Annotated in this window: 19 protein-coding genes and 1 pseudogene; 5 read left to right on the top strand and 15 right to left on the bottom strand. The window is 63.9% G+C overall.

Annotation, left to right across the window (positions count from 1 at the left end; genetic code table 11):
• Nucleotides 1-245 precede the first annotated feature (245 nt).
• Nucleotides 246-2,486: a FepA family TonB-dependent siderophore receptor gene (locus V6L75_RS16005; protein ID WP_334252489.1), complete on the top strand. Its 2,241-nt coding sequence runs from the start codon at nucleotides 246-248 to the stop codon at nucleotides 2,484-2,486.
• Nucleotides 2,487-2,641: 155 nt separating this feature from the next.
• On the opposite strand, the gene V6L75_RS16010 is transcribed toward V6L75_RS16005, so the two are convergent.
• Both V6L75_RS16010 and repC read right to left on the bottom strand, forming a co-directional pair.
• Nucleotides 2,642-2,812 (bottom strand): hypothetical protein, encoded by a 171-nt coding sequence (locus tag V6L75_RS16010; RefSeq protein ID WP_334252490.1) that lies wholly within the window; start codon nucleotides 2,810-2,812, stop codon nucleotides 2,642-2,644.
• Nucleotides 2,813-2,864: 52 nt separating this feature from the next.
• A complete protein-coding gene (repC, locus tag V6L75_RS16015) occupies nucleotides 2,865-4,211 on the bottom strand; it encodes a plasmid replication protein RepC (RefSeq protein ID WP_334252491.1) in 1,347 nt (448 codons plus the stop codon).
• Between repC and V6L75_RS16020 the strand changes: the two genes are divergently transcribed.
• Nucleotides 4,210-4,467 carry a hypothetical protein gene (locus tag V6L75_RS16020; protein WP_334252492.1) on the top strand — a complete coding sequence of 86 codons (258 nt, stop codon included), beginning with the start codon at nucleotides 4,210-4,212 and terminating at the stop codon, nucleotides 4,465-4,467. The genes repC and V6L75_RS16020 overlap by 2 nt on opposite strands.
• Nucleotides 4,468-4,529: 62 nt before the next feature.
• Here V6L75_RS16020 and repB read toward each other — a convergent pair whose 3' ends face one another.
• The 10 genes from repB to V6L75_RS16070 all read right to left on the bottom strand — a co-directional run bounded on the left by repB (nucleotide 4,530) and on the right by V6L75_RS16070 (nucleotide 14,446).
• A complete protein-coding gene (repB, locus tag V6L75_RS16025; RefSeq protein ID WP_334252493.1) occupies nucleotides 4,530-5,594 on the bottom strand; it encodes a plasmid partitioning protein RepB in 1,065 nt (354 codons plus the stop codon).
• The gene (gene repA, locus V6L75_RS16030; RefSeq protein WP_334252494.1) at nucleotides 5,591-6,850 is read right to left on the bottom strand and encodes a plasmid partitioning protein RepA; all 1,260 of its coding nucleotides are present in this window, start codon (nucleotides 6,848-6,850) and stop codon (nucleotides 5,591-5,593) included. Before repA ends, repB begins: the two co-directional genes overlap by 4 nt.
• A gap of 170 nt (nucleotides 6,851-7,020) precedes the next feature.
• Nucleotides 7,021-8,517: a sodium:solute symporter family protein gene (locus V6L75_RS16035; RefSeq protein WP_334252495.1), complete on the bottom strand. Its 1,497-nt coding sequence runs from the start codon at nucleotides 8,515-8,517 to the stop codon at nucleotides 7,021-7,023.
• Entirely contained in the window at nucleotides 8,514-8,696 is a 183-nt protein-coding gene (locus V6L75_RS16040; RefSeq protein ID WP_050475468.1) for a hypothetical protein, read from the bottom strand. The genes V6L75_RS16035 and V6L75_RS16040 overlap by 4 nt, the downstream gene beginning before the upstream one ends.
• Nucleotides 8,697-8,821: 125 nt before the next feature.
• Nucleotides 8,822-9,460, bottom strand: a complete 639-nt coding sequence (locus V6L75_RS16045; RefSeq protein ID WP_334252496.1) for an isochorismatase family protein — start codon at nucleotides 9,458-9,460, stop codon at nucleotides 8,822-8,824.
• Nucleotides 9,461-9,694: 234 nt separating this feature from the next.
• On the bottom strand, nucleotides 9,695-10,726 hold the full coding sequence (locus tag V6L75_RS16050) for a 2,5-dihydroxypyridine 5,6-dioxygenase NicX family protein (RefSeq protein WP_019965512.1): 1,032 nt from the start codon (nucleotides 10,724-10,726) through the stop codon (nucleotides 9,695-9,697).
• A gap of 28 nt (nucleotides 10,727-10,754) precedes the next feature.
• A complete protein-coding gene (locus V6L75_RS16055) occupies nucleotides 10,755-11,537 on the bottom strand; it encodes an alpha/beta fold hydrolase (RefSeq protein WP_334252497.1) in 783 nt (260 codons plus the stop codon).
• Nucleotides 11,538-11,548: 11 nt separating this feature from the next.
• Nucleotides 11,549-12,298: a maleate cis-trans isomerase family protein gene (locus tag V6L75_RS16060; protein WP_484555973.1), complete on the bottom strand. Its 750-nt coding sequence runs from the start codon at nucleotides 12,296-12,298 to the stop codon at nucleotides 11,549-11,551.
• 463 nt (nucleotides 12,299-12,761) lie between these two features.
• Nucleotides 12,762-13,505: a TetR/AcrR family transcriptional regulator gene (locus V6L75_RS16065; protein WP_334252498.1), complete on the bottom strand. Its 744-nt coding sequence runs from the start codon at nucleotides 13,503-13,505 to the stop codon at nucleotides 12,762-12,764.
• Nucleotides 13,506-13,999: 494 nt separating this feature from the next.
• On the bottom strand, nucleotides 14,000-14,446 hold the full coding sequence (locus V6L75_RS16070) for a MarR family winged helix-turn-helix transcriptional regulator (protein ID WP_334252499.1): 447 nt from the start codon (nucleotides 14,444-14,446) through the stop codon (nucleotides 14,000-14,002).
• 253 nt (nucleotides 14,447-14,699) lie between these two features.
• Here V6L75_RS16070 and V6L75_RS16075 point away from each other — a divergent pair, with 253 nt between their 5' ends.
• The 3 genes from V6L75_RS16075 (at nucleotide 14,700) to V6L75_RS16085 (ending at nucleotide 20,050) form a co-directional block, all read left to right on the top strand.
• Nucleotides 14,700-15,185, top strand: coding sequence for a (2Fe-2S)-binding protein (locus tag V6L75_RS16075; protein WP_334252500.1), 486 nt, complete (start codon nucleotides 14,700-14,702; stop codon nucleotides 15,183-15,185).
• Entirely contained in the window at nucleotides 15,182-18,589 is a 3,408-nt protein-coding gene (locus tag V6L75_RS16080) for a molybdopterin cofactor-binding domain-containing protein (protein WP_334252501.1), read from the top strand. Before V6L75_RS16075 ends, V6L75_RS16080 begins: the two co-directional genes overlap by 4 nt.
• A gap of 315 nt (nucleotides 18,590-18,904) precedes the next feature.
• Complete coding sequence (locus V6L75_RS16085; protein ID WP_334252502.1) at nucleotides 18,905-20,050, top strand: FAD-dependent monooxygenase; 1,146 nt, start codon at nucleotides 18,905-18,907, stop codon at nucleotides 20,048-20,050.
• Between the two features lie 254 nt (nucleotides 20,051-20,304).
• On the opposite strand, the gene V6L75_RS16090 is transcribed toward V6L75_RS16085, so the two are convergent.
• The 3 genes and pseudogenes from V6L75_RS16090 to V6L75_RS16100 all read right to left on the bottom strand — a co-directional run.
• Nucleotides 20,305-21,225, bottom strand: coding sequence for a SphA family protein (locus V6L75_RS16090; RefSeq protein ID WP_334252503.1), 921 nt, complete (start codon nucleotides 21,223-21,225; stop codon nucleotides 20,305-20,307).
• A 110-nt stretch (nucleotides 21,226-21,335) separates the two neighbouring features.
• Complete coding sequence (locus V6L75_RS16095) at nucleotides 21,336-22,313, bottom strand: helix-turn-helix domain-containing protein (RefSeq protein WP_334252504.1); 978 nt, start codon at nucleotides 22,311-22,313, stop codon at nucleotides 21,336-21,338.
• A gap of 607 nt (nucleotides 22,314-22,920) precedes the next feature.
• A pseudogene (locus V6L75_RS16100) lies at nucleotides 22,921-23,428 on the bottom strand (tripartite tricarboxylate transporter permease); the annotation flags it as partial.

Below are 23,428 nucleotides of genomic sequence, written 5' to 3' on the forward strand. Positions count from 1 at the left end.
AAGCAAGAGCCCCATCCGGCCATCCATGATGGCCTGAACCACAACAGCGGCGCACCGGAAAAACACATCCGGTGCGCCGCTTGCTTTTGTCCTCTATGGCGGCTGCCCGTTCAGGCGGACCGGAGCCGCAGCAACGGACTGATGATTTGCCATTTCAGCAATTTGGAAGGCTTCTAATTCTGCAGGATTGACCCGAACCGCCCCATAGAAAATATGACATCAAAATTCATATATTGGGGTGAAGCATGCGTATGATCAAAAAGGCCGCCTTCGGGCGGACGGCACCGGACACAACGGCGCAGGCGCTGAAGGTCCACCTGCTGCGGGCCAGCGCCCTGGGTCTGGTGCTGATGCAGGCGTCTTTGGCGCAGGCGCAGGAGGCCGCAGAGACGACTTCTCTCGACAAGATCGTCCTCTCGGCCGAAGAGCAGCTGAAGCAGGCGCCGGGCGTCTCCGTGCTCAGCGCCACCGATCTGGAGCGTACGCCGGTCTCCAATGACATTTCGGAAATCCTGCGCAAGATGCCCGGCGCAAACCTGACCGGCACCACCTCCTCCGGCCAGCGCGGCAACCAGCGCCAGATCGAACTGCGCGGCATGGGCCCGGAAAACACGCTGATCCTGATCGACGGCAAGCCGGTGCTGTCGCGCAATTCCGTGCGCATGGGCCGTGCGGGCGAGCGCGACACGCGCGGTGACACCAACTGGGTGCCGGCCGAGATGATCGAGCGCATCGAGGTGATCCGGGGTCCTGCGGCAGCGCGTTACGGCTCGGGCGCGGCAGGCGGCGTGGTGAACATCATCACCAAGCGGCCGGAAAAGATGAGCGGCTCCGTCACCACCTATTTTGCCCTGCCGCAGCATTCCGAAGAGGGCAGCACGGCACGCACCAATGTGACCGTGGGCGGCCCGATCCTCGACTGGCTCTCCTTCCGCCTCAATGCAGGCTATTCCCGCACCGAGCCGGATGACGCCAACATCAATGCGGATGCAACGATCCCCGGCGGCAGCGTGGCCGCAGGGCGTGAAGGGGTGATCAACAAGGACGTGCGGGGCCTTCTGTCCTTCACCCCGCGTGACGATCACCGCTTCGATCTGGAAGGCTCCTACAGCCGGCAGGGCAATCTCTTTGCCGGTGACAGCCAGCTCGGGACGATCGACGACAGCGTCAAGAATGGCCTGTTCGGCACCGAGACCAATTCGATGACCCGCCGGACGGTGTCGCTGACCCACTCCGGCGACTATGACTTCGGCAAGTCCAGCAGCTATGTCCAGTGGGAGCGCACGCTCAACCGCCGCCTGTCGGAAGGTCCGGCCGGGCGGGTGGAAGGGGCCATCCTGCCGGACGCCACCTGGGGCACGATCACCCTCGACAACGTCACTGCCAAGAGCGAATGGAACCTGCCCCTGCATCTGGGCTTTGAACAGATGCTGACGGCAGGCGCCGAGTTCCGCGGCGAGTGGATGGATGATCCGGTTTCGATCACCCAGGGGCTGAATGGCGCCACCATTCCCGGCACGGCCTCCAATCCCGCCTTGCGCGACCCGAATGTGAACGCACAGATGTTCGGTGTGATGCTGGAGGATAACATCGAGATCACGGAAGACTGGACGCTGACGCCCGGCATCCGCTTCGATCATCACAGCTCCTTCGGCGGCAACTGGAGCCCCAGCCTCAACACCACCTACATGCTGACGCAGAACATCTCCCTGAAGGCGGGTATCGCCCGCGCCTTCAAGGCGCCGAACCTCTATCAGCTCAACCCGAACTACGTGTATTACACCCGTGGGAACGGCTGCCCCATCGACTATCCGAGCCTTGGCAACGGCTGCTTTGTGGTCGGCAATCCGGATCTGAACCCGGAGATTGCCATCAACAAGGAAATCGGCATCAACTACAATGATGACAACGGCTGGAATGCCGGCATCACCTATTTCCACAATGACTACAAGGACCGCATTGCCTCCGGCATCGTGCCGGAGGGACGCTCGGGCCGGGCCCAGTATTTCCGCTGGTACAATGTGCCCGAAGCCGTGGTGCAGGGCCTTGAAGGCAACCTCGCCGTGCCGGTGATGGATGGGCTGACCTGGAGCACCAACGCCACCTACATGATCGAGTCCAAGGACAAGCGGAACAACCAGCCCCTGTCGCTCATCCCGGAATACACGATCAACACCTCGCTGGACTGGGCCGCGACGGAAAAGCTGACGCTGATCCTCTCCGCCACCCACTACGGCAAGACGGAGTCCCCCACCCTGACCGCCACCACCGGCGGCGCGGTGACCAACCCGGAAGCGCGCGGCGCTTACACGCTGGTCAATGCGGCCATGAATTATGATCTCAATGACCACTTCCGCCTGAACGCCGGTGTGAACAACATCTTCGACAAGCGCCAGTTCCGCGAAGGCAACAGCAACAGTGCCGGTGCCAACACCTACAACGAGCCCGGCCGCACCTTCTACCTGTCGCTCTCCGCCACGTTCTGAGGCTGAGCGCAACCAACCGGCACAATCAGACGGCAGGCCTCACCGGGGCCTGCCGTTTTTGTATCTTCATGCCTTCACAGATCAATTCCCGCCCGAGGCTGGCCAGTCCGGAAGGTTTCAGTTCAGCGCTGCACACGCACACATGCGGGGCCCCTTCACTTTTCTTCTGCTTCGCCGATCACCGCATAGAGCTCAGCCATGGCCTGCTCATGCGGGACGGCGCGGCCAGCGGCTGCATCGCCGATACTCTGCTTGATGCCGTCGATGATCTTAATCTCGCGCTCAGCAGAGATGGCATCTGTATCGGCTTGTGTACGAGCAAACATATCGTTCTCCAATCTGCCAGACATTGCCTCTTCGGTCTCTGAAGGACGCCCATCACGACCGCCTGTCCGCCGCAAGTCCGAACAGCGAGCGGGCCAGATGCAGGCGGCCTTCGCCTGCGCGTTCGATCATGGCACGGAAATAGCCGCCAGGACGGGAAATCTGTTCCGGATCGCGCAGCGCCTTTTCCGCCACCACCGCAAGGCAGGCGGCCGCCACATAGCGGCCCTGCTGCTCCACCGCTTGCGCATAGGCCGAAGGGCTGACGCCGATCAGCACACGGATCTCCTCTGCCGCCTCGCAAATGGCGGGCCATGAGGTGAGCCTGTGGCTGATCACCGCCTGAAGCTCGGAGCAGGCGCTTTCAACGAGACCTGCCGACACATCGTCGAGCAGCCCATGCTGCGAGGCCCCTTGCGCCCTGCCCTGCTGCCTGTCTCTTTGCGTGGCCCGCCGAGTATCCTGATGAGTTTCCTGATGACTATCCCGGCCCGCCCCCTGAGGCCTTGCCGCTTGCCGCAGTTTTGGTTGCTCACGGGCAGGATCGCCGCAAGGCTCTTTTTCAAGAGCCAATTCAACGGCGCAGCCGTTGTCAGTCTTCGTATTTATCTCTCGCCCGTCAGGGCGAGTCCGTCTGATGTTACTTTTTGAAGAGTCGGGACGGTTTGTAATAAATAAGGAGGTGACAGCAATGTCACCCGTGGATGACATATTTTCAGAAAAAGCTGCATGATCCGAAGCAGCTGACTCCAGAGCATCCTGATAGAGCGCGCGCATCCGCTCCAGCCTGAAGCCCAGAAGCGTGTGCCGTTCCTCAAGGATGGTCTGGGCGCAGGCCCTGAAGCCTTCCAGCCCCTCGCAGGCTTCATTCAGATCGGCGATGGCACGGGCAAGACGGGTCAGTTCCCGGCGGGCGGCCTGATCGGCCTTGATCTGCGCCTGAAACGCATCAGCGGCCGCGCGGAAGCTCTCCAGATTGACGCAGGCCGGCGTAAAATCGAGCCCATAGGCTTCGATGTGGCCGGAAGCATTGTCCTTCTGCACGTAGCGCCGGCCCGTGGGGCTGTCGCGGTAGGCGAGGATCCCGGCTTCCACCAGCCGCTTCAGGCAGCGGATCACCGTGCGCGGATGGCGGCTCGTGTATTCGGACAGGCGCTGGTTGGAGATGGCGACCACAGGCCTGCGGCCAGCCTTGAAATCTTCCGCCTGGACAAGGCCCAGCAGAATGTCGAGCACGTGATAGGACGTGCCATCAATGCCAAGCGCAGGCGCCACGCGCTTGAGCACGAGGGACAGATCCTGCTTGGTCACGAGCGGGCGGCCGTCCTGCTGCGACAGGACTGCGGACGCAAGAATGCCTGGCGTCACCTTGCGAAAGGTGGCGATCGAAGTGGTGGACATGAAATCCTCCATCCGCCGCGAGCGTGACGCTCGGACGGTGAACAAGATGGAGGCCGGAACGGGGGAAACGGGCACAAAAGTGCTTGTGCGCTCAAGAGCGGGTCTTGAACGTGATTCGCTTTTCGCCTACAAGAAATGTGTGCAAGGTTTCGTGTGGGCGAAGTCCCATTCGACCGTGAAATCGGGGATCATCTGGTTGCCGCCAGATGATCCCTTTTCATTTGGCCTGTTGCGTCATTGCTGCTCCTTTCCCTGATTTGATGCCTCTGTCTCCTTTTTACCACCGCCTTGCCGGGCGGGGATAAGTTCGGAACAGATTCAGTGCTGACGGCTGTCAGTGTCCTTTTCAAACTCCGCGTAAAGCTGCTCCAGCCGCCCGCCCAGCCAGGTTCCAAAGGCGGCCTCCTGCTTCGGGATGGTCAGCGTCACGCCGGATGATCCAGTCTTGAGCTTGCCCAGGAGGCGCTTGCCGGAGCGGATTTCCTGTTCGCCGGATTTGCCCGCCGCCTTTTCAGCGCCCTTGCCGCGCGCGGCCTTTGCCGCAAGGCTCATGCGCGCGGGCGCATCGCCCGCAAGAAAGGCCTTGCTGTCCAGAACGGCGCGGATGCGCGGGGCAGCCTTGGCGTCGTCGAACAGCTTCGCAAAGGCCGTCCAGGCCGGGCGGCCGACATTGCGCGCCCGGCCGATGGCCAGAACAATGTCCTCCGGAACGCTCGCCGCCACCTTCAGCAGGGTGGAAACGGTAGATTCCGTCACCCCCAGCACCGGCTGCATGTCGCGCTGCTTGAAGCCAGCCTCCTTCAACTGCTGCGCCCACAGGGCCTGCTCGATCCAGGTCAGATTCTCGCGGACGCCGTTTTCCAGCGACTGCTCGCGGATCAGGTCCATGTCGGACAGCGGGCGCACATAGGCACGGATCTTGACCGCTTCCGGGCGGCCGCTCTCCTGCATCAGCGCCAGCACGGCCGCAAGGCGGCGGTGGCCATAGGCCAGCTGATAGCGCCCCTCCGCCGCCGGGTGCGGGCGCACCAGAACCGGGATCTTCTGCCCTTCGGAAGAGATCGAAAGCTTCAGCTCCTCCAGCGCCTCGGCAGCCTCCTCATCGGCGGCAAAGCGGTCGCGGAAGGGGGAAGGGTCGATCTTGCCCGGGTCCAGCGCAACGATGCTGTCTTCCTTCAGCTGCGACAGGGCGCGGCCCATGGAGCTGACGACAGGCGCCACCATCCGCGCGCCCTCTACTGCGGGCGCGGACGGGGCAGACGATTGAGGCGCAGATTGGCGTGCAGATGCAGGCTGGGCGGCAGGCGCGGACGCCTCCGCTTTCTTTTCGGCTTCAGCCGCCTTGGCCGCTTCCGCCATCATCTTGACGATGGATTTCTTCATCCCTGCCGCCTCCATACGGACTTGATCAGGTCCAGAATTTCGCCGTTCACCTGATCGGCGCTCTCCAATGCGCGCTTCAGCGGCTCGCGCCCGACTTCACCGGGCTCGACCTCGTAAAGCGACTTCTTGGCAACGCCGGCCGAGGCCACGGCGGTGGATTCCACGGCTTCGGCCACCAGCACATCCTTGCCGAACAGGCTGCGCATGGTGCCTGCCATGATCTTCTGCGGGGCATCGTTCGGGTTCACCCGCGTCATCAGGAACTTGACGAAATCATGCTCGAACCGCGCGCCCCCTTCCGAGAGCGTCGCCGTTACATCGGCAATCATCTTCAGGAACTGCGCGCAGGAGGAGATATCCAGCATGGCCGGATGCACGGTGATGATCAGGCCCGTTGCCGCATAGAGCGAAGCAAGCGTGGTGTAGCCGAGCGAGGGCGGTGTATCGAGGATGACCAGATCATAGTCATCCTCCACCGTGCGGATGGCTGCGTCGAGGCGCTGGAAAAACAGGCCGAGCTCGTCCGTGGTGCGGTTCACCAGCGCGTTCGGCGTGTCATATTCGAAGTCCATCAGACGCAGGTTGCCCGGCACCAGATCAATGCCGGGGAAATAGGTTTTGCGGACGACGTCCCTCAGCAGCACCCGGTTGTTGTCATAGCGCAGCGCGTCATAGGCCGTGTCGGTGCGCTCGTCCTCGTCCTCGCCGGAGCGAAGATCCCGGTCCGGCTGGATGCCGAAGGTGGTGGTCAGCGAGGCCTGCGGGTCCAGGTCGATGCACAGCACCCGGTAGCCCTGCAGCGCCAGATAATGGGCCAGATGCACGGAGGTGGTGGTCTTGGACGAGCCGCCCTTGAAATTGGCGCAGGCGATGACCTGCAGATGCTCGCCGGCCCGGCGGTGCGGCAGCAGGCGCAAGGCATCGTCGGGCCGCTGTTCGGCCAGATACTTGCGCAGCTCCCACACCTGCTCGATGGTGTAGATGCGCCGGTTGTTTTCGGCCCGCAGCGGCTGCGGCCCCTTGCCGTCCAGCGTCAGGGCGCGCAAGGTGCTTTCCGGAATGCCAAGCAGGCGCACCAGATCCAGCGTCGAAAACGTGCGGCCATAGGACTTGCGCGCCTCGGGGGGATAGGTCATCTCGCGCATGGACTGGAGCTTGTCCGACAGGCGCTGCGTGAAGTCCCCGATCTTGGCGGTTGTGTCCTTGGCGCTATCCATCTCGCCTGCGAGCATCTCGATCTCCTGACGGTTTCGCATTCGAGCGCGACCTCAATACCGTCAGAAATGCCCCAGCCCCGCCGATTCTGCAAGAAATATTAGGTTAACGGAAGCTTAAGCCCAATTCCGCAGGGCGGTTGCGGCTCGCATAAAGACAAAGGCGGCCCCGGAAACCGGGACCGCCCTTGTTGCAGTGTCAGGCCGCTCTGTCACTCAGCCGGGGCGGGCATGCCCTGCGGCAGCTTGCTCTTCTTGTAGGAGACGGACGCCTCCACGAATTCGTCAGCGGCCTTCATGTTGGGCTTGGTGACGAGGCTGACGGCGACGAAAAGCACCGTCGAGACCGGCAGGGCCAGCACGCCGGCGTTGAGGCCGAACAGCTTGTTGCCCGTCAGGTACATCCACACCACGAAGGCAACGCCGCCGAGGATGGAGACCAGCGCACCGGCCGCCGTGCCGCGCCGCCAGAAGAAGGCGCCGATGATGGCCGGAACCGTGACCAGCAGGCCGACGGACGCCGCGACTGAGAGGATGGCGATCATCGAGAATTCCATCGCCGCAAAGACCAGCGAGACGACAGAGATGAACGGGATGATCAGCTTGCCGATGAAAAGCTGGCGCTCATCGCTGGTGCCGCCCGTCACGTTGCTCCACACGTCGCGGGCAAAGACCGACGACAGGGTGAGGAGGATCGAGTCGATGGTGGAAACAGCCGCGGCCAGAATGCCGACCATGACCATGACCCCCAGCACCGGCGGCACGAAGTCCGACGACAGAAGCGCCGAGGTGGCCAGATCGCCTTTCTCAAGGTCCGGGAAGGCGACGAAGGCGGAGAAGCCCCAGAGCACCGACACCACCGTGTAGACGAAGCCGAAACACAGGAAGATCACCAGCATGCGGCGCAGCGCCTTCAGGGAAGCTGGCATATAGAGGCGCTGGCTCACCTGCGGGTTGGAGATGGCGAAGAAGAACCACGGAATGGTCAGCCCCAGGAAGGTGGTGAAGCTGAAGAGGCCGGGCCCGGGCACCTGCAGCAGTTCCGGCTTGGTGGCCTGAATGGCACCGAAGAGGCCGGAGAAGCCGCCCAGCTCGATCAGCACCAGACCGCAGACCAGCACCGAGGCAACGATCATCATCAGAGCCTGCAGGCTGTCGGTCCACATCACCGAGCGGATACCGGCCACATAGGAGAAGATGATGGCCAGCACCGTGGAAATGACCACGCCCCACAGGAAGGGAATGCCGCCGCCGGTCATGCCGGACAGCAGATAGCCCACGCCCGACAGCTGCACTGCCGAATAAGGAATGAGGAACACGAGGCTGACGAGACCGGCCGCCACGGCCACCCAGCGGCTGCCGTAGCGCGTGCCCAGCATTTCATAGGGCGTGACGAAGCCGTATTTCTTGCCCACCGCCCAGAAGCGCGGGCCGAAGATGGCGACGAGTGACACACCGGCAAAATAGACGATCTCGAAGCCGAGGGCGCCAACACCGCCCTTGAAGGTGAGACCGGCGAGGCCGATCATCATGAAGGCGGAATAGGTGGTAGCCGAATAGCTCAGCGCCGACAGCACGCCGCCCATGGAGCGCCCGCCGATGAAGTAGTCGGACATGCTGGCGGACTGGCCTGTGCGGGAGATATAGGCCACGATGAAGGAGACGAGGACGTAGATGACCAGTCCCCAGACGACAAGGGAAACACTCATGCCTCGTCCTCCTCGAAGCTGGACGTCGCCAGAATGTTGAGGACGATGACGGCGACACCCGCCACGCACCAGAACAGGAACGAGCCATACCACTCCGCCACATTGGTGAGCAGCGTATAGGGTATGGCGTAGCAGGCGAGGACGACCACGCCTATCAGGTATAGAGCAGCTTTCGACATGTGGTGACTTCCCTCTAGAGATTGGTGGGTTGTTTTCATCCGCCTTGTCTCCGGCGGTTTGAACGGACGCTTGCCGGCGCCCGCAAGTTCCCCGGCCGTCCGCCGGAGCACATCAGGTGACAGGCTCAGCGCCCGGAAGGCGCAAGGCCGGTGAGCCAGCTTTCAATGTCCGCCGCATCGGTCACGTCGGCATATTTCTGGCCCATGTCATAAAGGTTGGCGTCATGCGGGGCCGCCGCGCGGTCGGCGCAGCAGTCCGCCGGAACCAGCACGTTGAAGCCGCTCTGCACCGCATCCACCACGGAGGCGCGCACGCAGCCCGATGTGGTGGCTCCGGTGACGACCAGCGTGTCCACGCCCGCCCCGGTCAGAAGGCCAGCAAGTGCCGTGCCATGAAAGGCGGAAGCGCCCTTCTTGGTGATCACCGGGTCCTGCGGCTGAATGCCCGTTGCCGCGTCAATCTCCACCAGCCGGCTGCCTTCCAGAAGGGCAGCCATGCCGGCCGCCTTGCGCAACCATGGCAGCAGGGCAATCTCGCCGGGGTGATAGGCAATCGTCGTGTAGATGACCGGAAAGCCCTTGGCACGGGCGAGATCCGTCAGCCGCCGCGTGGCGGCCATCTGCGCGCTCATGTCCGCCGCCGTCGGATAGGCGGTGTCGGTAAAGCCATAGGTGAAATCGACCACCAGAACGGCAGGCCTCGTGCCGCGCGGCACCGGCTGGCCAAACCCGGCAGCCTGATATGTTTCTTCCTGCTGTGTCATGTCCTTGCCCCCCTTCGGCTGGACGTTCCCGCTGCTCAAAAACTGCGGCCTCACCTCTCGCCGCAGCCCCCCTCTCCCCCCTTGAGGGGGAGATGTCTGCGTCAGCAGACAGAGGGGGGTATGCAGCATTTCAAAAAAGCAGGACCTCTCTCACAAGCGGACAGTCCGTTACCCCCCTCTGCCCCCTGCCGGGGGCATCTCCCCCTCAAGGGGGGAGAGGAGTTGGAGCCCATTTCAGCCCCGCGCCATCTGGATGTCCTTCACGACGATGTCGCCATCGATCACCACCGGCTCGTCATCAAGGAACAGCGAGCAGCCGCGCATCGGGATGTCGAGGTGGCAGGCGGTGTCGTTTGGTCCGCCCAGCTCGTTGTTCGGGCCGGTGGAGAACATGACGTTGCCGTAGAAGCTGCGCGGCTCCATGCCCATGCCGCCGGGGAAGGCGCCCGGCACCATGTTGTGCCACTTGGCATGGGGGTTCATGCCCCAGCCCACATGGCTCATGCCCATGCCGCGCGGATCGTTGAAGGCGTCCATGTAGGACTTCACCAGCTCCGCATCGAGGCCGCCGCGAATGTCGCGCACGAAGCCCTTTTCGATGGTGTAGATGATCGGCTCGCGCACATAGATGTTCTGCGGCAGCAAGATGTCGCCCGGCGCCACCACGATCTGCCCGTCCACACCGTCATCATCCCCGCCCGTGAAGACGAAGCCCGAGGGCCAGTGGTCCCAGCGGCCCGGCTCGTCGGTGCAGGCATATTCCGTCACCGTGGGATAGGTGTTCAGCTTGTAGGTCACATCCGTGCCATGGGGCGAGGTGATGCGCATGACTTTCGCCTTGGCCAGCATTTCCCCGGCGATTTCCACCTTCTCGCGGATTTCCTTCGTCGGCAGCATGCGCGCCAGCAGCTCCGGCGGCTCCACGGCGGTGAGAATGCGCGTGCCGGCGGCCTGAATGGCCATCTGCTCGGGCGAGAACAGCAGGAACACGCAGTCGATCAGCATGTCACAGGCCTTCAGCGCTTCCACCGCGTCGGGCATGGCGGCAAGGCCGGTGACGCCGACGTTCCAGCCGCTCATCGGCAGCGGTGCGGGCAGGCGCATGTGATACATCAGCGCGCCAAGACGCTGGCCTGCGGCCATGAAGGCATCGGCATAATCAAGCCGGTCACTGCCCTGCGTCAGGACGATGAGCTTCTCGCCCTCATGCACGCCCGACATCTTCAGCTGATGCAGGCAGATCTCGGTAAAGCTGGCGTGGTCCATGTGCTGTGTCCTCTTGTTCTTTTGGGGCTTACGCCCGGAAATCCATGACGGCGGAGAGGAAGCCCTCCAGATCATCCCAGGGGATCATGTGCCCGGCCTTTTCGACGATCATCACCTCGATGCCCGGCGAAAGCTGGCAGATCTCCGCGATATCCTCCTTGCCGATCACCGCAGCTCCGCCTGCCACCACAAGGCGCATGGGAAGGCGCAGATGCGGCAGGTCGGCGTGGATGTCGTCCGTGTGGAAGCCGTCATAGGCGGTGCGGATTGCGTCGAGCTGGCAGGTGTGCAGCCACTCGGCCCGCAGCGCATTCTGCTCGTCCGTCCAGGTGGGGCAGAAGCGGCGCATGTCCTCGCCCGAGCAGCCCTTCTGCGCCATGAGGATGGAATCCTCATACCAGTTCCAGGCCGAAGGATAAGCCCGCCGTCCCGGGCCGGAGACCGGCGGGTCCACCAGCACCAGGCCGGAGAAGGCCTCCGGCGCCTTGCGGGCGGCGCGGATGGCGGTGCGGGCGCCCATGGAATGGCCCAGCACCACCGGCTTGCCGAGACCGGCAGCTTCCGCCACCGCAATGGCATCTTCCGCCATGGCGTCGAGCGAATAGTCGAGCGCGCCTGCTTCACTCAGGCCACGGCCGCGCACGTCCAGCACATGCACGTCGAAGGCCCCGGTCAGGCGCTCGGCCACGAAACCCCAGGTCACCGCCGGCGAGGTGATGCCCGGAATGAGCAGCAGCGAAGGCCCGTTGCCCGCGTGATGCACCAGATGCTGGCGGATGCCATTGGCGTGAACGTTGTAGCCGCGTGCCATCACCCGCCCCCTCAATATGCGCCGGACAGCAGTGTGCCGCCGCCGGGAACGCGGGTGTCGAGATCCAGCGCTTTCAGCATCTGCCATGTGGTGGCGATGGCCGCCGTCAGCACCGGCTTGCCAGTGATGGCTTCCGCCATGGGCACGGCCGGCAGCGAGGGCATCTGCACGCAGGCGGACAGAACCACCGCATCCACGTCATCAGTCTTCATGCCCTTGAGGATGCCCGGCAGGTTCATCGGGTCATGGGCGGCAACGGCCAGATTGTCCGGAATTTCCAGCGCCCGCCAGTCGCTCACCTCGATGCCTTCATTGCGGATATAGGCAACGACCAGCTCCGTCAGCGGCTTCATGTAAGGCGCAACCAGCGCGATTTTCTTCGCGCCGATGGCCCGCAGACCCTCAACCAGCGCCCCGGCAGAGGTGACAACCGGCGCGGCATTGCCGTTCTCGACCGTCACCCCATGCAGGCGGGTCTGGCTCTGGCAGTGATAGCCAAGGCCCATGGCCATGATCGCCACGAGGCAGGCGTAACCCATCACGTCAACGCGGGCGTCGGAAAGCTCCAGCGCGCAACGGTCGCTGTCCGCATCCATCGCCGCCAGCTCTTCCTTGGTCACATGCTTCATGCGCATGCGGGAGGAGTGGAAGGTGAAGCGCTCCGGCGCAATCTGCTCACGCATGCGCAGCAGCGCCGGGATTTCCGTTTCCATCGTCACATTCGAGCTCGGGACGATCTGCCCGATACGGTAGGTCTTCATGCCTGTGGCTCCCTCCATTCGTTGGAAGCCACGTTAATTATTCAATTGAATAATAACAAGCCCATTTTTTCACCGTGCCGCCATATCGCGCTGCACCATCATTCAGCAGAGGTGAAAAAGCGAGAGGAGTGCACGCAGACGATCACTCCGGCGGGGCCTCTCCGCTCCCCTCCCCCTGGCGGGGCAGTGTTTACAACGGACGCACAGTGGAGGAACGCGCCTACCCCTTGCCGCAGCGCCCCTCTCCCCCCTTGAGGGGGAGATGTCAGCGCCAGCTGACAGAGGGGGGTGGCAGCGGCGCAGCACAGCAGGAACTCTCGCATAAATGGACAGGCTGCACACCCCCCCTCTGCCCCCTGCCGGGGGCATCTCCCCCTCAAGGGGGGAGAGGAACTGGAGCCTGACTGACAGTCCGTTGCAGACCCTGCCGCTCAAGAAAGGGAGGGACAGAGACCCCTCCCAATCACAGCGGCGCGCGCAGTCCGGCGGAGAGGAAGCGGACGAGATGGTCCAGCATCTCGTCCTTGCCGAAGGCCGTGAGGTGGCCTTCCGTCAGGTCGCCGATGCGGCCCAGGTCGTTGAGCATGAAGAGATAGGCGCCGACGAGGAAGGCCATGCGCACGCTGATGATATCCTTCGGCACATGCGGCAGGATGCGGGAAAGAACCGCGATGTAGCGCTTGACCGAGGCGTCATAGACCTCGCGGCGCAGGCGCAGCGCATGTTCTTCCGGCTCGGCATGGAGCCTGGCCTGCATGGCGACAAAAGCGGCACCGTTGGGCCCGGAATATTTCATGTCCCACTGGGGCTTCAGATAGGCAAAGACCACATCCTCCACCGTGGGCGTTTCGGTGAATTCCAGCAGCCGGTCCAGATTGACATGCCGGTGCCCGGCCAGCACCCCGCCCCGGCGGCGGAAACACTCGTCGAACAGGTCCACCTTGGAGCCGAAATAGTAGCGGATCAGCCCCTGATTGACCCCGGCGCGGGCCGCGATATCGCGCAGGTTCGCGCCCTCAAAGCCCGCCTCGGCAAAGGCCAGCTCCGCATGATCGAGGATCTGATCCTTCAGATCCGGCGCAGCACTGGCCTGCTCACCCCGCGCCGGACGCCCCGGCCCGCGCGGCTTTGCCCGCTTGCCAGAACCCGAACTGGCGCCTGATTTTGCCTTCGCGTCTGCCGGAGATGTCTTGCTGGTTTCCGCCACGCGGATTTCCTCATGTCTCGTGTCTGGCCCACTGGCGGGCAATGTTTGCAACGGATGGCCAGAGAAGGAAAGCGCCCTCCCCTTGCCGCAGCACTCCTCTCCCCCTCAAGAGGGGCTACCGGATTCACACATCGTATAGCAAGACGCTGCAAACGTTGCCTCGATGCCGGAAATGCGAACAGTTTCAGAGTCTTGCCTCTCTGGCTAAGGCCTCTCGTTTCCCCTCCCCCTTGAGGGGAGGGGGTAGGGGTGGGGGTCTTCACACAGGAGCGCAGCTTGACTGGCACTCGTCTCCACCCAGCGCAACTTCAATGAAAATTCCCCGTGTTTTCAGTCCGTTACCCCCACCCCTCACCCCTCCCCTCAAGGGGGAGGGGAGCAGATAGGCCGTGCCTTTGAAACGAACTGCTGCCTGACCGGCCACCCCGTGTAAAGCCCCCCGCCAGAGGGCAAAAGATTGCTGACTCATACGCTCATATTATTCATATGAATAATTAAATCAGCCGTTTCAGCAAGGCAAGGAAGGTTGCCTGTTCCTCCGGCGAAAGGGGCGCCAGCGTTGCCTCGGTGATGGCGCGCATTTGCGGCACGAGTTCGTCCAGCAGATCGCGGCCCGCCTGCGTGGTGGAGAGAAGATGGCGGCGCTTGTCCTCGCAGTCCTTTTCCAGCCGGATCAGCCCGCGTGCGATCAGCCGCGTGACAACCCCCTTTGTCGTCGCCGCATCCATGCCCGCCATGCGCCCCAGCGCATTCTGCGACACCGGCCCGCGCACCTCGCGCAGGCGGAACAGGGTTGAAAACTGCGTCGGCGTCAGCCCGCCGGTCATGCGCTCGGTAAAGATCGAAATATGCCGCTGATAGGCAAGGCGCAGCAGGAATCCCGCCTGCTCGTCCAGCACATAGGCCTTCTCACTGTCCTTGTCATTTCCGGTAGCTGCCATTTGCCCGCTGTCTCCCCCGCCGGCCTTTCTTGTTTGAATCTGCCTTACCATGAGTTCCGCAGCAAAGGTTGCAGTTTCGCATGAGTGTCAGCCCGGATGCCGGGCAGCTCCGGCGCCGCATTAGGCATATCTACCCCCTGCACATCATTTGCGCAGAAATAAGTATCATCCCGTAAAAAATTGTTTGCATGCATACAAATTTTTTGCTCAACTCACGGCAACGCTCCCCCGAGAGAGCGATCCAGAGGGTACAATGACTGACACGTTCTGCCTGACCGTGAACGGGGCACGCCATGTGCTGCCGCATCCGGAAGACCGCACGCTTCTCGACATCCTGCGCAGCGAGCTGAAGCTGACGGGGGCGAAATATGGCTGCGGCATGGCCCAGTGCGGGGCTTGTACCGTGCTGGTGGATGGCAGGCCAGCCCGCGCCTGCGTGCTGCGCGCTTCCCGCGCCGCAGGTTGCGAAATCACCACGCTGGAAGGCCTCGCCGATGCTGAAACCGGCGCGCTTTCCCCCGTGCAGCAGGGCTTTCTGGAGTGCGAGGGCGCGCAATGCGGCTATTGCCTCAATGGCATGGTGATGACCGCGACCGCCCTTCTGGCGGACAATCCATCCCCCTCACGCGAGGAAATCCGGGCCGCCCTGCGGCATAACCTGTGCCGCTGCGGCACCCATCTGGAAATCATCGCCTCCGTCGAGCGCGCCGCCGAGCTCATGCGCGGAGGCGCCTCATGAGCCCCGCCGCCCCTGCCCTCATCATCCACGAGGACCGGCCCAATGGTCGCGCCGTCTATCTGCATCTTGCGGCAGACGGCAGTGCCACCGGCTTCAACGGCCATGTGGATCTTGGCACCGGCATCGAGACGGCGCTGGCGCAGATCGTGGCCGAAGAGCTGGATCTGCCGCTCGGCTCTGTGCGCATGGTGCTGGGGGAGACGGCGCTGACGCCGGATCAGGGGCCGACGATTGCCTCCGAAACCATTCAGGTGGCCGCCATTCCGCTGCGCCTTGCCGCCGCGCAGGCCCGCGCGGTGCTGGCCGCCGAGGCCGCCCGCCGCTTCAACGCCCCGGCAGATGAGCTGCGGCTGGAGGCAGGCGCCGCCCACTGGCAGGGCAAGAGCCTCACCTATGCCCAGCTTCTGGAGGGACTGAGCCTCGACCTGCCGCTGGACCGCAGCGCCGCAGTCAAGGCCCCGGCGGAGTACCGTATCGTCGGCCGGAAGACTGGGCGGCGGGACCTGCCGGAAAAGCTGCGCGGCCAGCACCCCTATATCCACGATGTGGACGTGCCCGGCATGGTGCATGGCCATGTCATCCGCCCGCCCTATGCCGGGCGCGACAGCGGCAGTTTCATCGGCCACAGCCTCATCAGCTTTGACGAAGCCGCCGTGCGGGGCATGCCGGGCTTCATCGCCCTCGTGCGGGATGCGGATTTTCTGGCCGTAGTGGCTGAGCGCGCCGATCAGGCTGAGGCGATTGCAGAGGCCCTGCCCGTGCACTGGCGCATGCCGCCGGAGCTGCCGGACATGGCCAGCCTGCGCCAGACGCTGAAGGACCATCCCTCCACGCCCCGCCCGCTGGACCAGACCGGCAACTTCGCCCGTGGCATTGGCGAATGCGATGTGGCGCGTGAGCGCACCTATGTCTGGCCCTATCACGAGCACGGCTCCATCGGCCCGTCCTGCGCCATTGCCGACTGGGCGGAGGGGCAGCCCGTCGTCTGGTCCGGCACGCAGAACCCGCACATGCTGCGCGGTGATCTGGCCGTGCTGGTGGATCTGCCGCCGGAGGCCATCGAGATCCGCCGCTATCAGGCGGCCGGCTGCTATGGCCGCAACTGCGCCGACGATGTGTGCGGCGACGCGCTGCTGCTCTCCCGTGCCATCGGCCAGCCGGTGCGCGTGCAGCTGACCCGGGCGCAGGAGCATCTGTGGGAGCCCAAGGGCGCGGCGCAGCTGATGGAAGTGCAAGGCGGCATGAAGGCGGGCAGCCTGCATGCCTATGCCATCGACACCTGGTACCCGTCCAACCGCGGCCCCAATCTGGCGCTGCTGCTGACCGGGCGCGTCAGCCCGGAGCCGCGCCCCTCGGACATGGGCGACCGCACCATCATTCCGCCCTACCGGGTGCCGAACAAACGCATCACCGTGCATGACATGGCGCCCATGGTGCGCGCCGCATGGATGCGCGGCGTCTCGGCCCTGCCGAACACCTTTGCCCACGAAAGCTTCATCGACGAAATGGCTTTCGAGGCGGAGGAAGATCCGGTTGATTTCCGCCTGCGCCATCTCGATGACCCCCGGCAGGCCGAACTGGTGCGGCGCACGGCGGCAGAGGCGGGCTGGTCCGCCCGCAGCGGCCCGCGCCTGCGGCGCGAGGGGCGCATGGCCTATGGGCAGGGCTTTGCCTTTGCCACCTATGTGCATGGCACATTCCCCGGCGTTGCCGCCGCCTCCGCCGCCTGGGTGGTGGATGTGGCGGTGGACACGCAAACGGGCGAAGTCACCCTGACGCGCATCTTCATCGGGCAGGATCAGGGGCTTGTGATCAACCCGGACGGGGTGCGCCAGCAGATCCACGGCAACGCGGTGCAGACCGCCAGCCGCGTGATGCTGGAAGAAGTCACCTTCGACGAGATTTCCCCCACGCCGCAAAGCTGGGCAGCCTATCCGATCCAGACCTTCCCCGCCGTGCCGGACATCAGCACCATGCTGATCGCCCGCCCGGAAGACCCGCCGCTGGGTGTGGGCGAAAGCGCCGCCGTGCCAAGTGCTGCCGCCATCGCCAATGCCATTTTCGATGCCACGGGCGTGCGCATGCGCGAAGTGCCCTTCACGCCGGAAAAGATGCGCAGCGCCCTTGCCGCCCATGGCTTTGACGGTGCCGCCGCCCTGCCCGCGCCTGCACCGGGCAGGAAGAGCCACAGCCTGCGCCGCAAGCTGCTGGGCCTTGGCACGGTGCTGAGCGGCGCGCTCACCTTCGGCGCGGTTGCCCTGCCGCTTCACCGGCCCATTGCCCCGGTCGCCCCTTCCGCTCCCGCTTCCTTCTCGGCGGAAACGCTGGAGCGCGGACGGCAGGTCTTTGCCCTTGGCAACTGCGCCAGTTGCCACACGGCGGAAGGCGGCATCGCCAATGCGGGCGGGCGGCCCGTGGTCACGCCTTTCGGCACCATCTACAGCACCAACCTGACACCGGACCCGGAGACCGGCCTTGGCCGCTGGAGCTTCGAGGCCTTCGACCGGGCCATGCGCCACGGCATCAGCCGCGATGGGCACAATCTCTATCCGGCCTTCCCCTACACATCCTTCGCCAAGATGTCGGGCGAGGACATGCTGGCGCTCTACGCCTTCCTGCAAACGCTTGCGCCCGTCAGTCAGGCAACCCCGCAGGCGCAGATGATCGCGCCGGCCAACCTGCGCCCGGCACTGTCCGTGTGGAACCTGCTCTATCACGATGCCAGGCCCTTCATGCCCGAGCCAGCGAAAGGCGAGGTTTGGAACCGGGGCAAGTATCTGGTGGAAGCAGCCGGCCATTGCTCCGCTTGCCACGCCCCGCGCAATGCGGCCGGGGCCGAAATGCCGGAGCTGACGGGTGCCATGATCAAGGGCTGGTACGCGCCCGCGCTCGCCGGGGCGCAGGCAACTGCACGCGGCTGGGACGAGGACACGCTCTTTGCCTATCTGCGGACCGGCCATTCGGAAGCCGCCACCGCCTCCGGCCCCATGGCCGAAGTGACCGCCAGCCTCACCGCCCTGCCGGACAGCGACATCCGCGCCATGGCCACCTATCTCGCCTCTCTGGGGGACGGCGATCCGAAGGCAGCGCTGGCCCCTGTTACGGAAGCTTCTCCCGCACCCGGACCGGGCAGCCGCATCTATGACAGCGCCTGCGCCGTCTGCCACGAGCCGGCTATTTCCGGCACGGTCACGGCGGCGCTCTCCCCGCTCAGCCGCTCCGCCGCCCTGCGCGCCCCAAAGCCGGATGCGCTGTACTCGGTTCTGGACGAGGGCGTGCGCGCCCCCGATGGCCTCCCCTTGCGCGACATGCCCTCCTTCCATGGAGAGCTGACCGCCAGCAACCGCGAGGCACTGGCCACCTACCTCCGCCACCGCTTCGCCCCGGACCTGCCGCCATGGTGAGAGGGGAGAGATTCCAATGGACTCTCCACCCCCTCCCCCTTGAGGGGAGGGGCAGGGGGTGGGGGTAACGGGCTGAAAACACGGGGTATTTTTGTTGCAGGTTCGCTATGCAGACCAGAGTGCAAGTCATCCAACGCTTCGGCGTGAAGACCCCCACCCCTTACCCCTCCCCTCAAGGGGGAGGGGAAACGAGAGGCCGTGCCAACAGAGTAGGCCCCGTAACCAATCCTGAACCCCGGACACACGGGACCAAGGTCAACGCATACCCATATTGTTAGTATACAAACAAATATCTGACAGAGAGAGGACAGACCCATGACAGACGCAATTGAAAGGGTAGAAATCGCCGTCATCGGTGCAGGGCTTGGCGGGGCTGCGGCGGCGGCGCTGCTGGCTGGAGCCGGGTTTTCGGTGCACACGTTCGAGCAGGCGCCGGTCTTCACCCGGCTGGGCGCGGGCATTCACATTGGCCCCAACGTGATGAAGATCTTCCGCCGCATCGGCATCGAGAAGACGCTGGAATCCATCGGCTCGCACCCGGATTTCTGGTTCTCCCGCGATGGCAACACGGGTGACTATCTCTCGCGCATTCCGCTGGGCGACTATGGCCGCCGCGAATATGGCGCCTCCTACATCACCATCCACCGGGGCGACATGCACGCGGTGCAGATCGATGCCTTGCCGCAGGACCGGGTCCATTTCGGCCACAGGCTGACCGCCATCGAGGAGCGCGAGAGCGATGTTCTGCTGACCTTCGAGAACGGGCGCAAGATCGCCGCCGGGCTGGTGGTGGGTGCCGATGGCATCAATTCCATGATCCGCGAAATGCTGCTCGGGCCGGAAAAGCCGCGCTTCTCCGGCTGGGTCGGGCACAGGGCACTGGTCAACATGGACAAGCTGCGCGCTTCCGGCCTCCAGTTCGAGGCCTGCGTCAAGTGGTGGTGGGAAGCCTCGCGCCACATCATGGCATATGCGACCAAGGGCGATGGCAGCGAATATTACTATGTCACCGGCGTGCCGGTGGATGGCTGGGAGCATGAGACGAGCTTCGTGGACAGCTCCCGCGAGGAGATGGAAGCCATCTTCGGCGGCTCGCATCCGGTGGTGCAGGCGCTGATCGATGCCACGGAGACCGTGACCAAGTGGCCGTTCTGGAACCGTGATCCGCTGAACCTGTGGAGCCGTGGCCGCCTCGTCATGCTGGGCGATGCCTGCCACCCGATGCGCCCGCACATGGCGCAGGGCGCCTGCATGGCCATCGAGGACGCCGCCGTGCTGACCCGGTGCCTGGAGGAAACCGGCACCAGCGGCTACCGCGAGGCCTTCGCCCTCTACGAAGCCACCCGCCGCGACCGCGCCACGAAAGTTCAGACCATCTCCAACGCCAACACCTGGCTGAAGGAACCGGAAGACCCGGCCTGGGTCTACGCCTACGACCCGCTGACCGCCCAGCTCGGCTGACACAAAACCCCGCCGCAGGCTCTCAGGCCTGCGGCGGGGTTTCTGTTTTCAAGGACTGTGCGGGACGGCAAGACGGCGTTCTGCAGGCTGTTGACAAATCTGCAGCTTCTCCATCGTCATCCTCGGCCTTGTGCCGAGGATCTATACAGATCGATTGTCTGCAGATGGCCGGGACAAGCCCGACCATGACGAAAGAGAAGAATGCCTGCTTTGTCATCAACCTGATACTGTCAGGTGACTGCTGGCCTCCTGCCTCAGAAGGCGTGCGAGAGACGGAAGGACAGGTTGTAGCCCTCCGGCCGGTTCCGCGTGCCAAACTCCTTGTAGGCATGGAAGTTGACCGCCGGGAGGCCCGGCTCGAACCAGGCGATGGCAGGGCCTGCGGCGAAGGCGCGGCTGCGGTTGCCTTTCACGATATTCTGCCCCTTGTCATCGGTCAGCTGCTGATAGGCATAGCCGCCGACGCCAAGCGTCCATGCCCCCAGCGACTTGCCCACGGCAAACTCCTGCTTGTACTCGATGCCGCTGGTGTAATCCGTGGCGCGGTTGACCGTGTTGAAGGAGATTTCGATGCGCGAGGAGACTTCCCAGCCACTGTCCGTCCGGTAGGTCACACCGGCGGTGGGTGCAAAGGTCCAGTGATTGACGCCGGCCGAGAACGGATTGTTCACGTCATAGTGGCCGGTCGGCGCCTGAATCTGGAAGGCGGTGTTCACGTACCAGTTCTTCGTCAGATCCCACTGCAGGATCAGCGGGATGAACGCCGCATCACCAATGTGGAAATCCTTGTCCGCCACCTTCTGCCCCACATTGAAGGAGCCCGTCAGGTTCATGAGCGGCACCGCGACACCGAAGCCATAGGCAGCGCCCAGGAATTTCATCTCGGTCATCTTGATGTAGGACAGGGTGACGGAGGTGACATCCAGCTGCAGATCGATGCCGTTGTCATTGCCGAAGACGTCATTGCCCTTGTTGGCCGTGTAATGCATCACCTGCAGGCCAAAGGCGCCGTAAGGTGTCGGCGGCGGCGACATGCCGGCACCGAAGTCGAACAGGCCGAAAGGCGTGATGGTGGCTCCTCCCTCCACCGCAAACGCATCCTGAGCCCCGGACAGAACGGCCAGCAGCGCTGCACCCGCCAAAACCGTCTTTCCTGCGATATCTTTAACCTTCATTGTTCCCCACTGTGTTTTCCGGTTAAGCAGGAAAACCTAGACACAGTAGGCTGAACGCCGTTATCCGAGATCGGCACTCCGTTACCGTCCTCGTCAAAAACCGCAGGTCTTCAGGACATGACGCCGGCATTCCCCAGCGTTTCGGAGGGCAATTCGCCGAATTGGGCCTTGTAGTCCCGGCTGAAGTGGCTCCAGTGCCAGAAGCCCCAGCGGGCGGCGATGTCGCCGATGGTCTCGCGCCGGGCCTCCTTGCGGGCGGCCACCAGCGCCTCGCGCACCTTCCCAAGGCGCACCGACTTCAGCACCTGAACCGCGCTCTTGCCGTAGACCCGCGTGAAGCAATACTGCATGTAGCGGCGGCTGACCCCGAGCTTCTGGCACAGTTCCAGCACCGAACAGGCCTCCAGCCCGCCTTCCAGCACCAGTTCCAGCGCCGCATCGGTGACCTGCAGATGCGGGCGGCTTGCCGGTCCGGGCTGGAAACCGGACAGGGTGAAAAGATCGAGAACGGACAGGAGCAGGTCTTCCCCGGCGCGCAAGCGGGCCGCATCCGGCAGCATGTGGCCGGAGCCCATAACCGTCTCGAACAATGCGCGCACCTGGGCGAGCTTTTCGGGGGGAATGAACAGGGTCTTGTGGCGGGACAAGGCCTCCGGCAATTCCTCTCCGTCCGCCAGAAGGCAGGCCTGCCGGAACCAGTCCTCGTCAAAGGCAAGACAGGCGAGATCCAGATAACCCGATGTGACGATATCCGGGTGCCCGCTCCCGTCCGCCAGCAGCCCGGCCATCGCCGGAATGTCGCGCCCGCCCGCCTTGCCGATGCCTTCGGCGGCAAGGGGAAAGGCGAAGACCAGCGGTGAACGGCAGGACGCCAGCCCCCGCTTCAACAGCGACTTGTCAACGGTCTCCCGCAGAAGCTGGACATGCTTGAGGTTCAGCACCTGAACCGAAGCGGACAGCCGCCCGGGTGAGAGCTGGACATATTCCGCCGGCCACTCCGGCGTGAGCTGAGCAAATTGAACCGGATCATCTGCCGTCAGAACGGCAGGTGGATACACCGGTGGCGTGGCAGATCGTTCCAGCAGCATGCAGCCCCCCTCCAAGCTGATACCCGCAGATAAATCCGGACACTCTCCGTTTGGCCGTTCTGGTGCGCCGTCTCCCTCCGGCTTTACTCACCACAACAAGACAAACCAAATCATCCCGGCAACAAGATCCGTTTATGCATTATCTCATCCTGCGGGTTTTGCAATATGCCGGAAGGGTATCGCTTGAAACCTTTGACGGGGCCGGTTTTTTAAATCGTTTGTACTAGAGCAGGTTTGACGAAAACAAAGCCATCAGAAGGCACTTGTCCGTTTGCACAAGGCTTCGGACGTCAAACCGCATCCCGTCTTCGCGGAAAAGGCTTCTGGCAAGCGCACCGCGCAAGATGCAAGGCTGTGTGGCTGTTTTTATTGCTGCATGTCCGCTGCTGCCGGAATTGATCATCGGCTATGTCTGGCGGGCAGCTGCCGGCTTCCAGAGCCCGCCCCTGAGGACAGGGCGAAGACGGAGCGCAAGCGCACCATCATGATCTCCTGAAGCCGAAGACTGGTTAAGCCCTTGCGGCGTTTGAGTATTTCCAAGGCGTGATGCGTCAGCACCGAAAGCCTTGGTTGACCCGCCCGTTTTGGCGGGCGGGTCTGGATCTGGTTAGCGGAATGGCCAGGGCAGGTCCATCGCGTCCTGCAGCATGCCTGACGGGAAGTTGAGGGACAGGGCCCATGCGAGGAGGAGGATGATGCCGGCGGCCCCTGCGGTCATCAGGACGGTTGCCAGCAGTCCTGCCCTTGCCCGGACGATGAGGAAGACGGGGAAGAACAGCAGCATGGCGCCATAGAAGCCGATGAGGGCGGTGAGGCCGACGAGGCCCGCGATCCAGGCAAGGCCGCCCCACAGGTTGCCGATGCCCGGCTGGCCGACGTGATCGCCCGTCAGTTCCGCATCGAAATGCGAATGATGCCCGGCCTTGCCCCGCACCAGCTGCGGGATCAGGATGGCCAGCATCACCAGCCCGATGATCGAGACCGACAGGGGGAAGACCTGTCCGAGGAAGTCATGCTTGAGCGCGTCATTGAGGGCGTTCAGCATTGCCCCTGCCATGGCCACGGCGAAGGTGATCTGGGGCAGATGGGCGCGCAGGGACGGCACGTCGGGCGCA

Source organism: Pannonibacter anstelovis, assembly GCF_036881715.1.
GTDB lineage: Bacteria > Pseudomonadota > Alphaproteobacteria > Rhizobiales > Stappiaceae > Pannonibacter > Pannonibacter anstelovis.

What these genes read in the sequence shown, in the direction of transcription:
- V6L75_RS16005 (WP_334252489.1), top strand. Translation starts at nt 246, where the DNA reads ATGCGTATGATCAAAAAGGCCGCCTTCGGGCGGACGGCACCGGACACA.
- V6L75_RS16010 (WP_334252490.1), bottom strand. Translation starts at nt 2,812, where the DNA reads ATGTTTGCTCGTACACAAGCCGATACAGATGCCATCTCTGCTGAGCGC.
- V6L75_RS16020 (WP_334252492.1), top strand. Translation starts at nt 4,210, where the DNA reads ATGAAATCCTCCATCCGCCGCGAGCGTGACGCTCGGACGGTGAACAAG.
- repC (WP_334252491.1), bottom strand. Translation starts at nt 4,211, where the DNA reads ATGTCCACCACTTCGATCGCCACCTTTCGCAAGGTGACGCCAGGCATT.
- repB (WP_334252493.1), bottom strand. Translation starts at nt 5,594, where the DNA reads ATGAAGAAATCCATCGTCAAGATGATGGCGGAAGCGGCCAAGGCGGCT.
- repA (WP_334252494.1), bottom strand. Translation starts at nt 6,850, where the DNA reads ATGCGAAACCGTCAGGAGATCGAGATGCTCGCAGGCGAGATGGATAGC.
- V6L75_RS16035 (WP_334252495.1), bottom strand. Translation starts at nt 8,517, where the DNA reads ATGAGTGTTTCCCTTGTCGTCTGGGGACTGGTCATCTACGTCCTCGTC.
- V6L75_RS16040 (WP_050475468.1), bottom strand. Translation starts at nt 8,696, where the DNA reads ATGTCGAAAGCTGCTCTATACCTGATAGGCGTGGTCGTCCTCGCCTGC.
- V6L75_RS16045 (WP_334252496.1), bottom strand. Translation starts at nt 9,460, where the DNA reads ATGACACAGCAGGAAGAAACATATCAGGCTGCCGGGTTTGGCCAGCCG.
- V6L75_RS16050 (WP_019965512.1), bottom strand. Translation starts at nt 10,726, where the DNA reads ATGGACCACGCCAGCTTTACCGAGATCTGCCTGCATCAGCTGAAGATG.
- V6L75_RS16055 (WP_334252497.1), bottom strand. Translation starts at nt 11,537, where the DNA reads ATGGCACGCGGCTACAACGTTCACGCCAATGGCATCCGCCAGCATCTG.
- V6L75_RS16060 (WP_484555973.1), bottom strand. Translation starts at nt 12,298, where the DNA reads ATGAAGACCTACCGTATCGGGCAGATCGTCCCGAGCTCGAATGTGACG.
- V6L75_RS16070 (WP_334252499.1), bottom strand. Translation starts at nt 14,446, where the DNA reads ATGGCAGCTACCGGAAATGACAAGGACAGTGAGAAGGCCTATGTGCTG.
- V6L75_RS16075 (WP_334252500.1), top strand. Translation starts at nt 14,700, where the DNA reads ATGACTGACACGTTCTGCCTGACCGTGAACGGGGCACGCCATGTGCTG.
- V6L75_RS16080 (WP_334252501.1), top strand. Translation starts at nt 15,182, where the DNA reads ATGAGCCCCGCCGCCCCTGCCCTCATCATCCACGAGGACCGGCCCAAT.
- V6L75_RS16085 (WP_334252502.1), top strand. Translation starts at nt 18,905, where the DNA reads ATGACAGACGCAATTGAAAGGGTAGAAATCGCCGTCATCGGTGCAGGG.
- V6L75_RS16090 (WP_334252503.1), bottom strand. Translation starts at nt 21,225, where the DNA reads ATGAAGGTTAAAGATATCGCAGGAAAGACGGTTTTGGCGGGTGCAGCG.
- V6L75_RS16095 (WP_334252504.1), bottom strand. Translation starts at nt 22,313, where the DNA reads ATGCTGCTGGAACGATCTGCCACGCCACCGGTGTATCCACCTGCCGTT.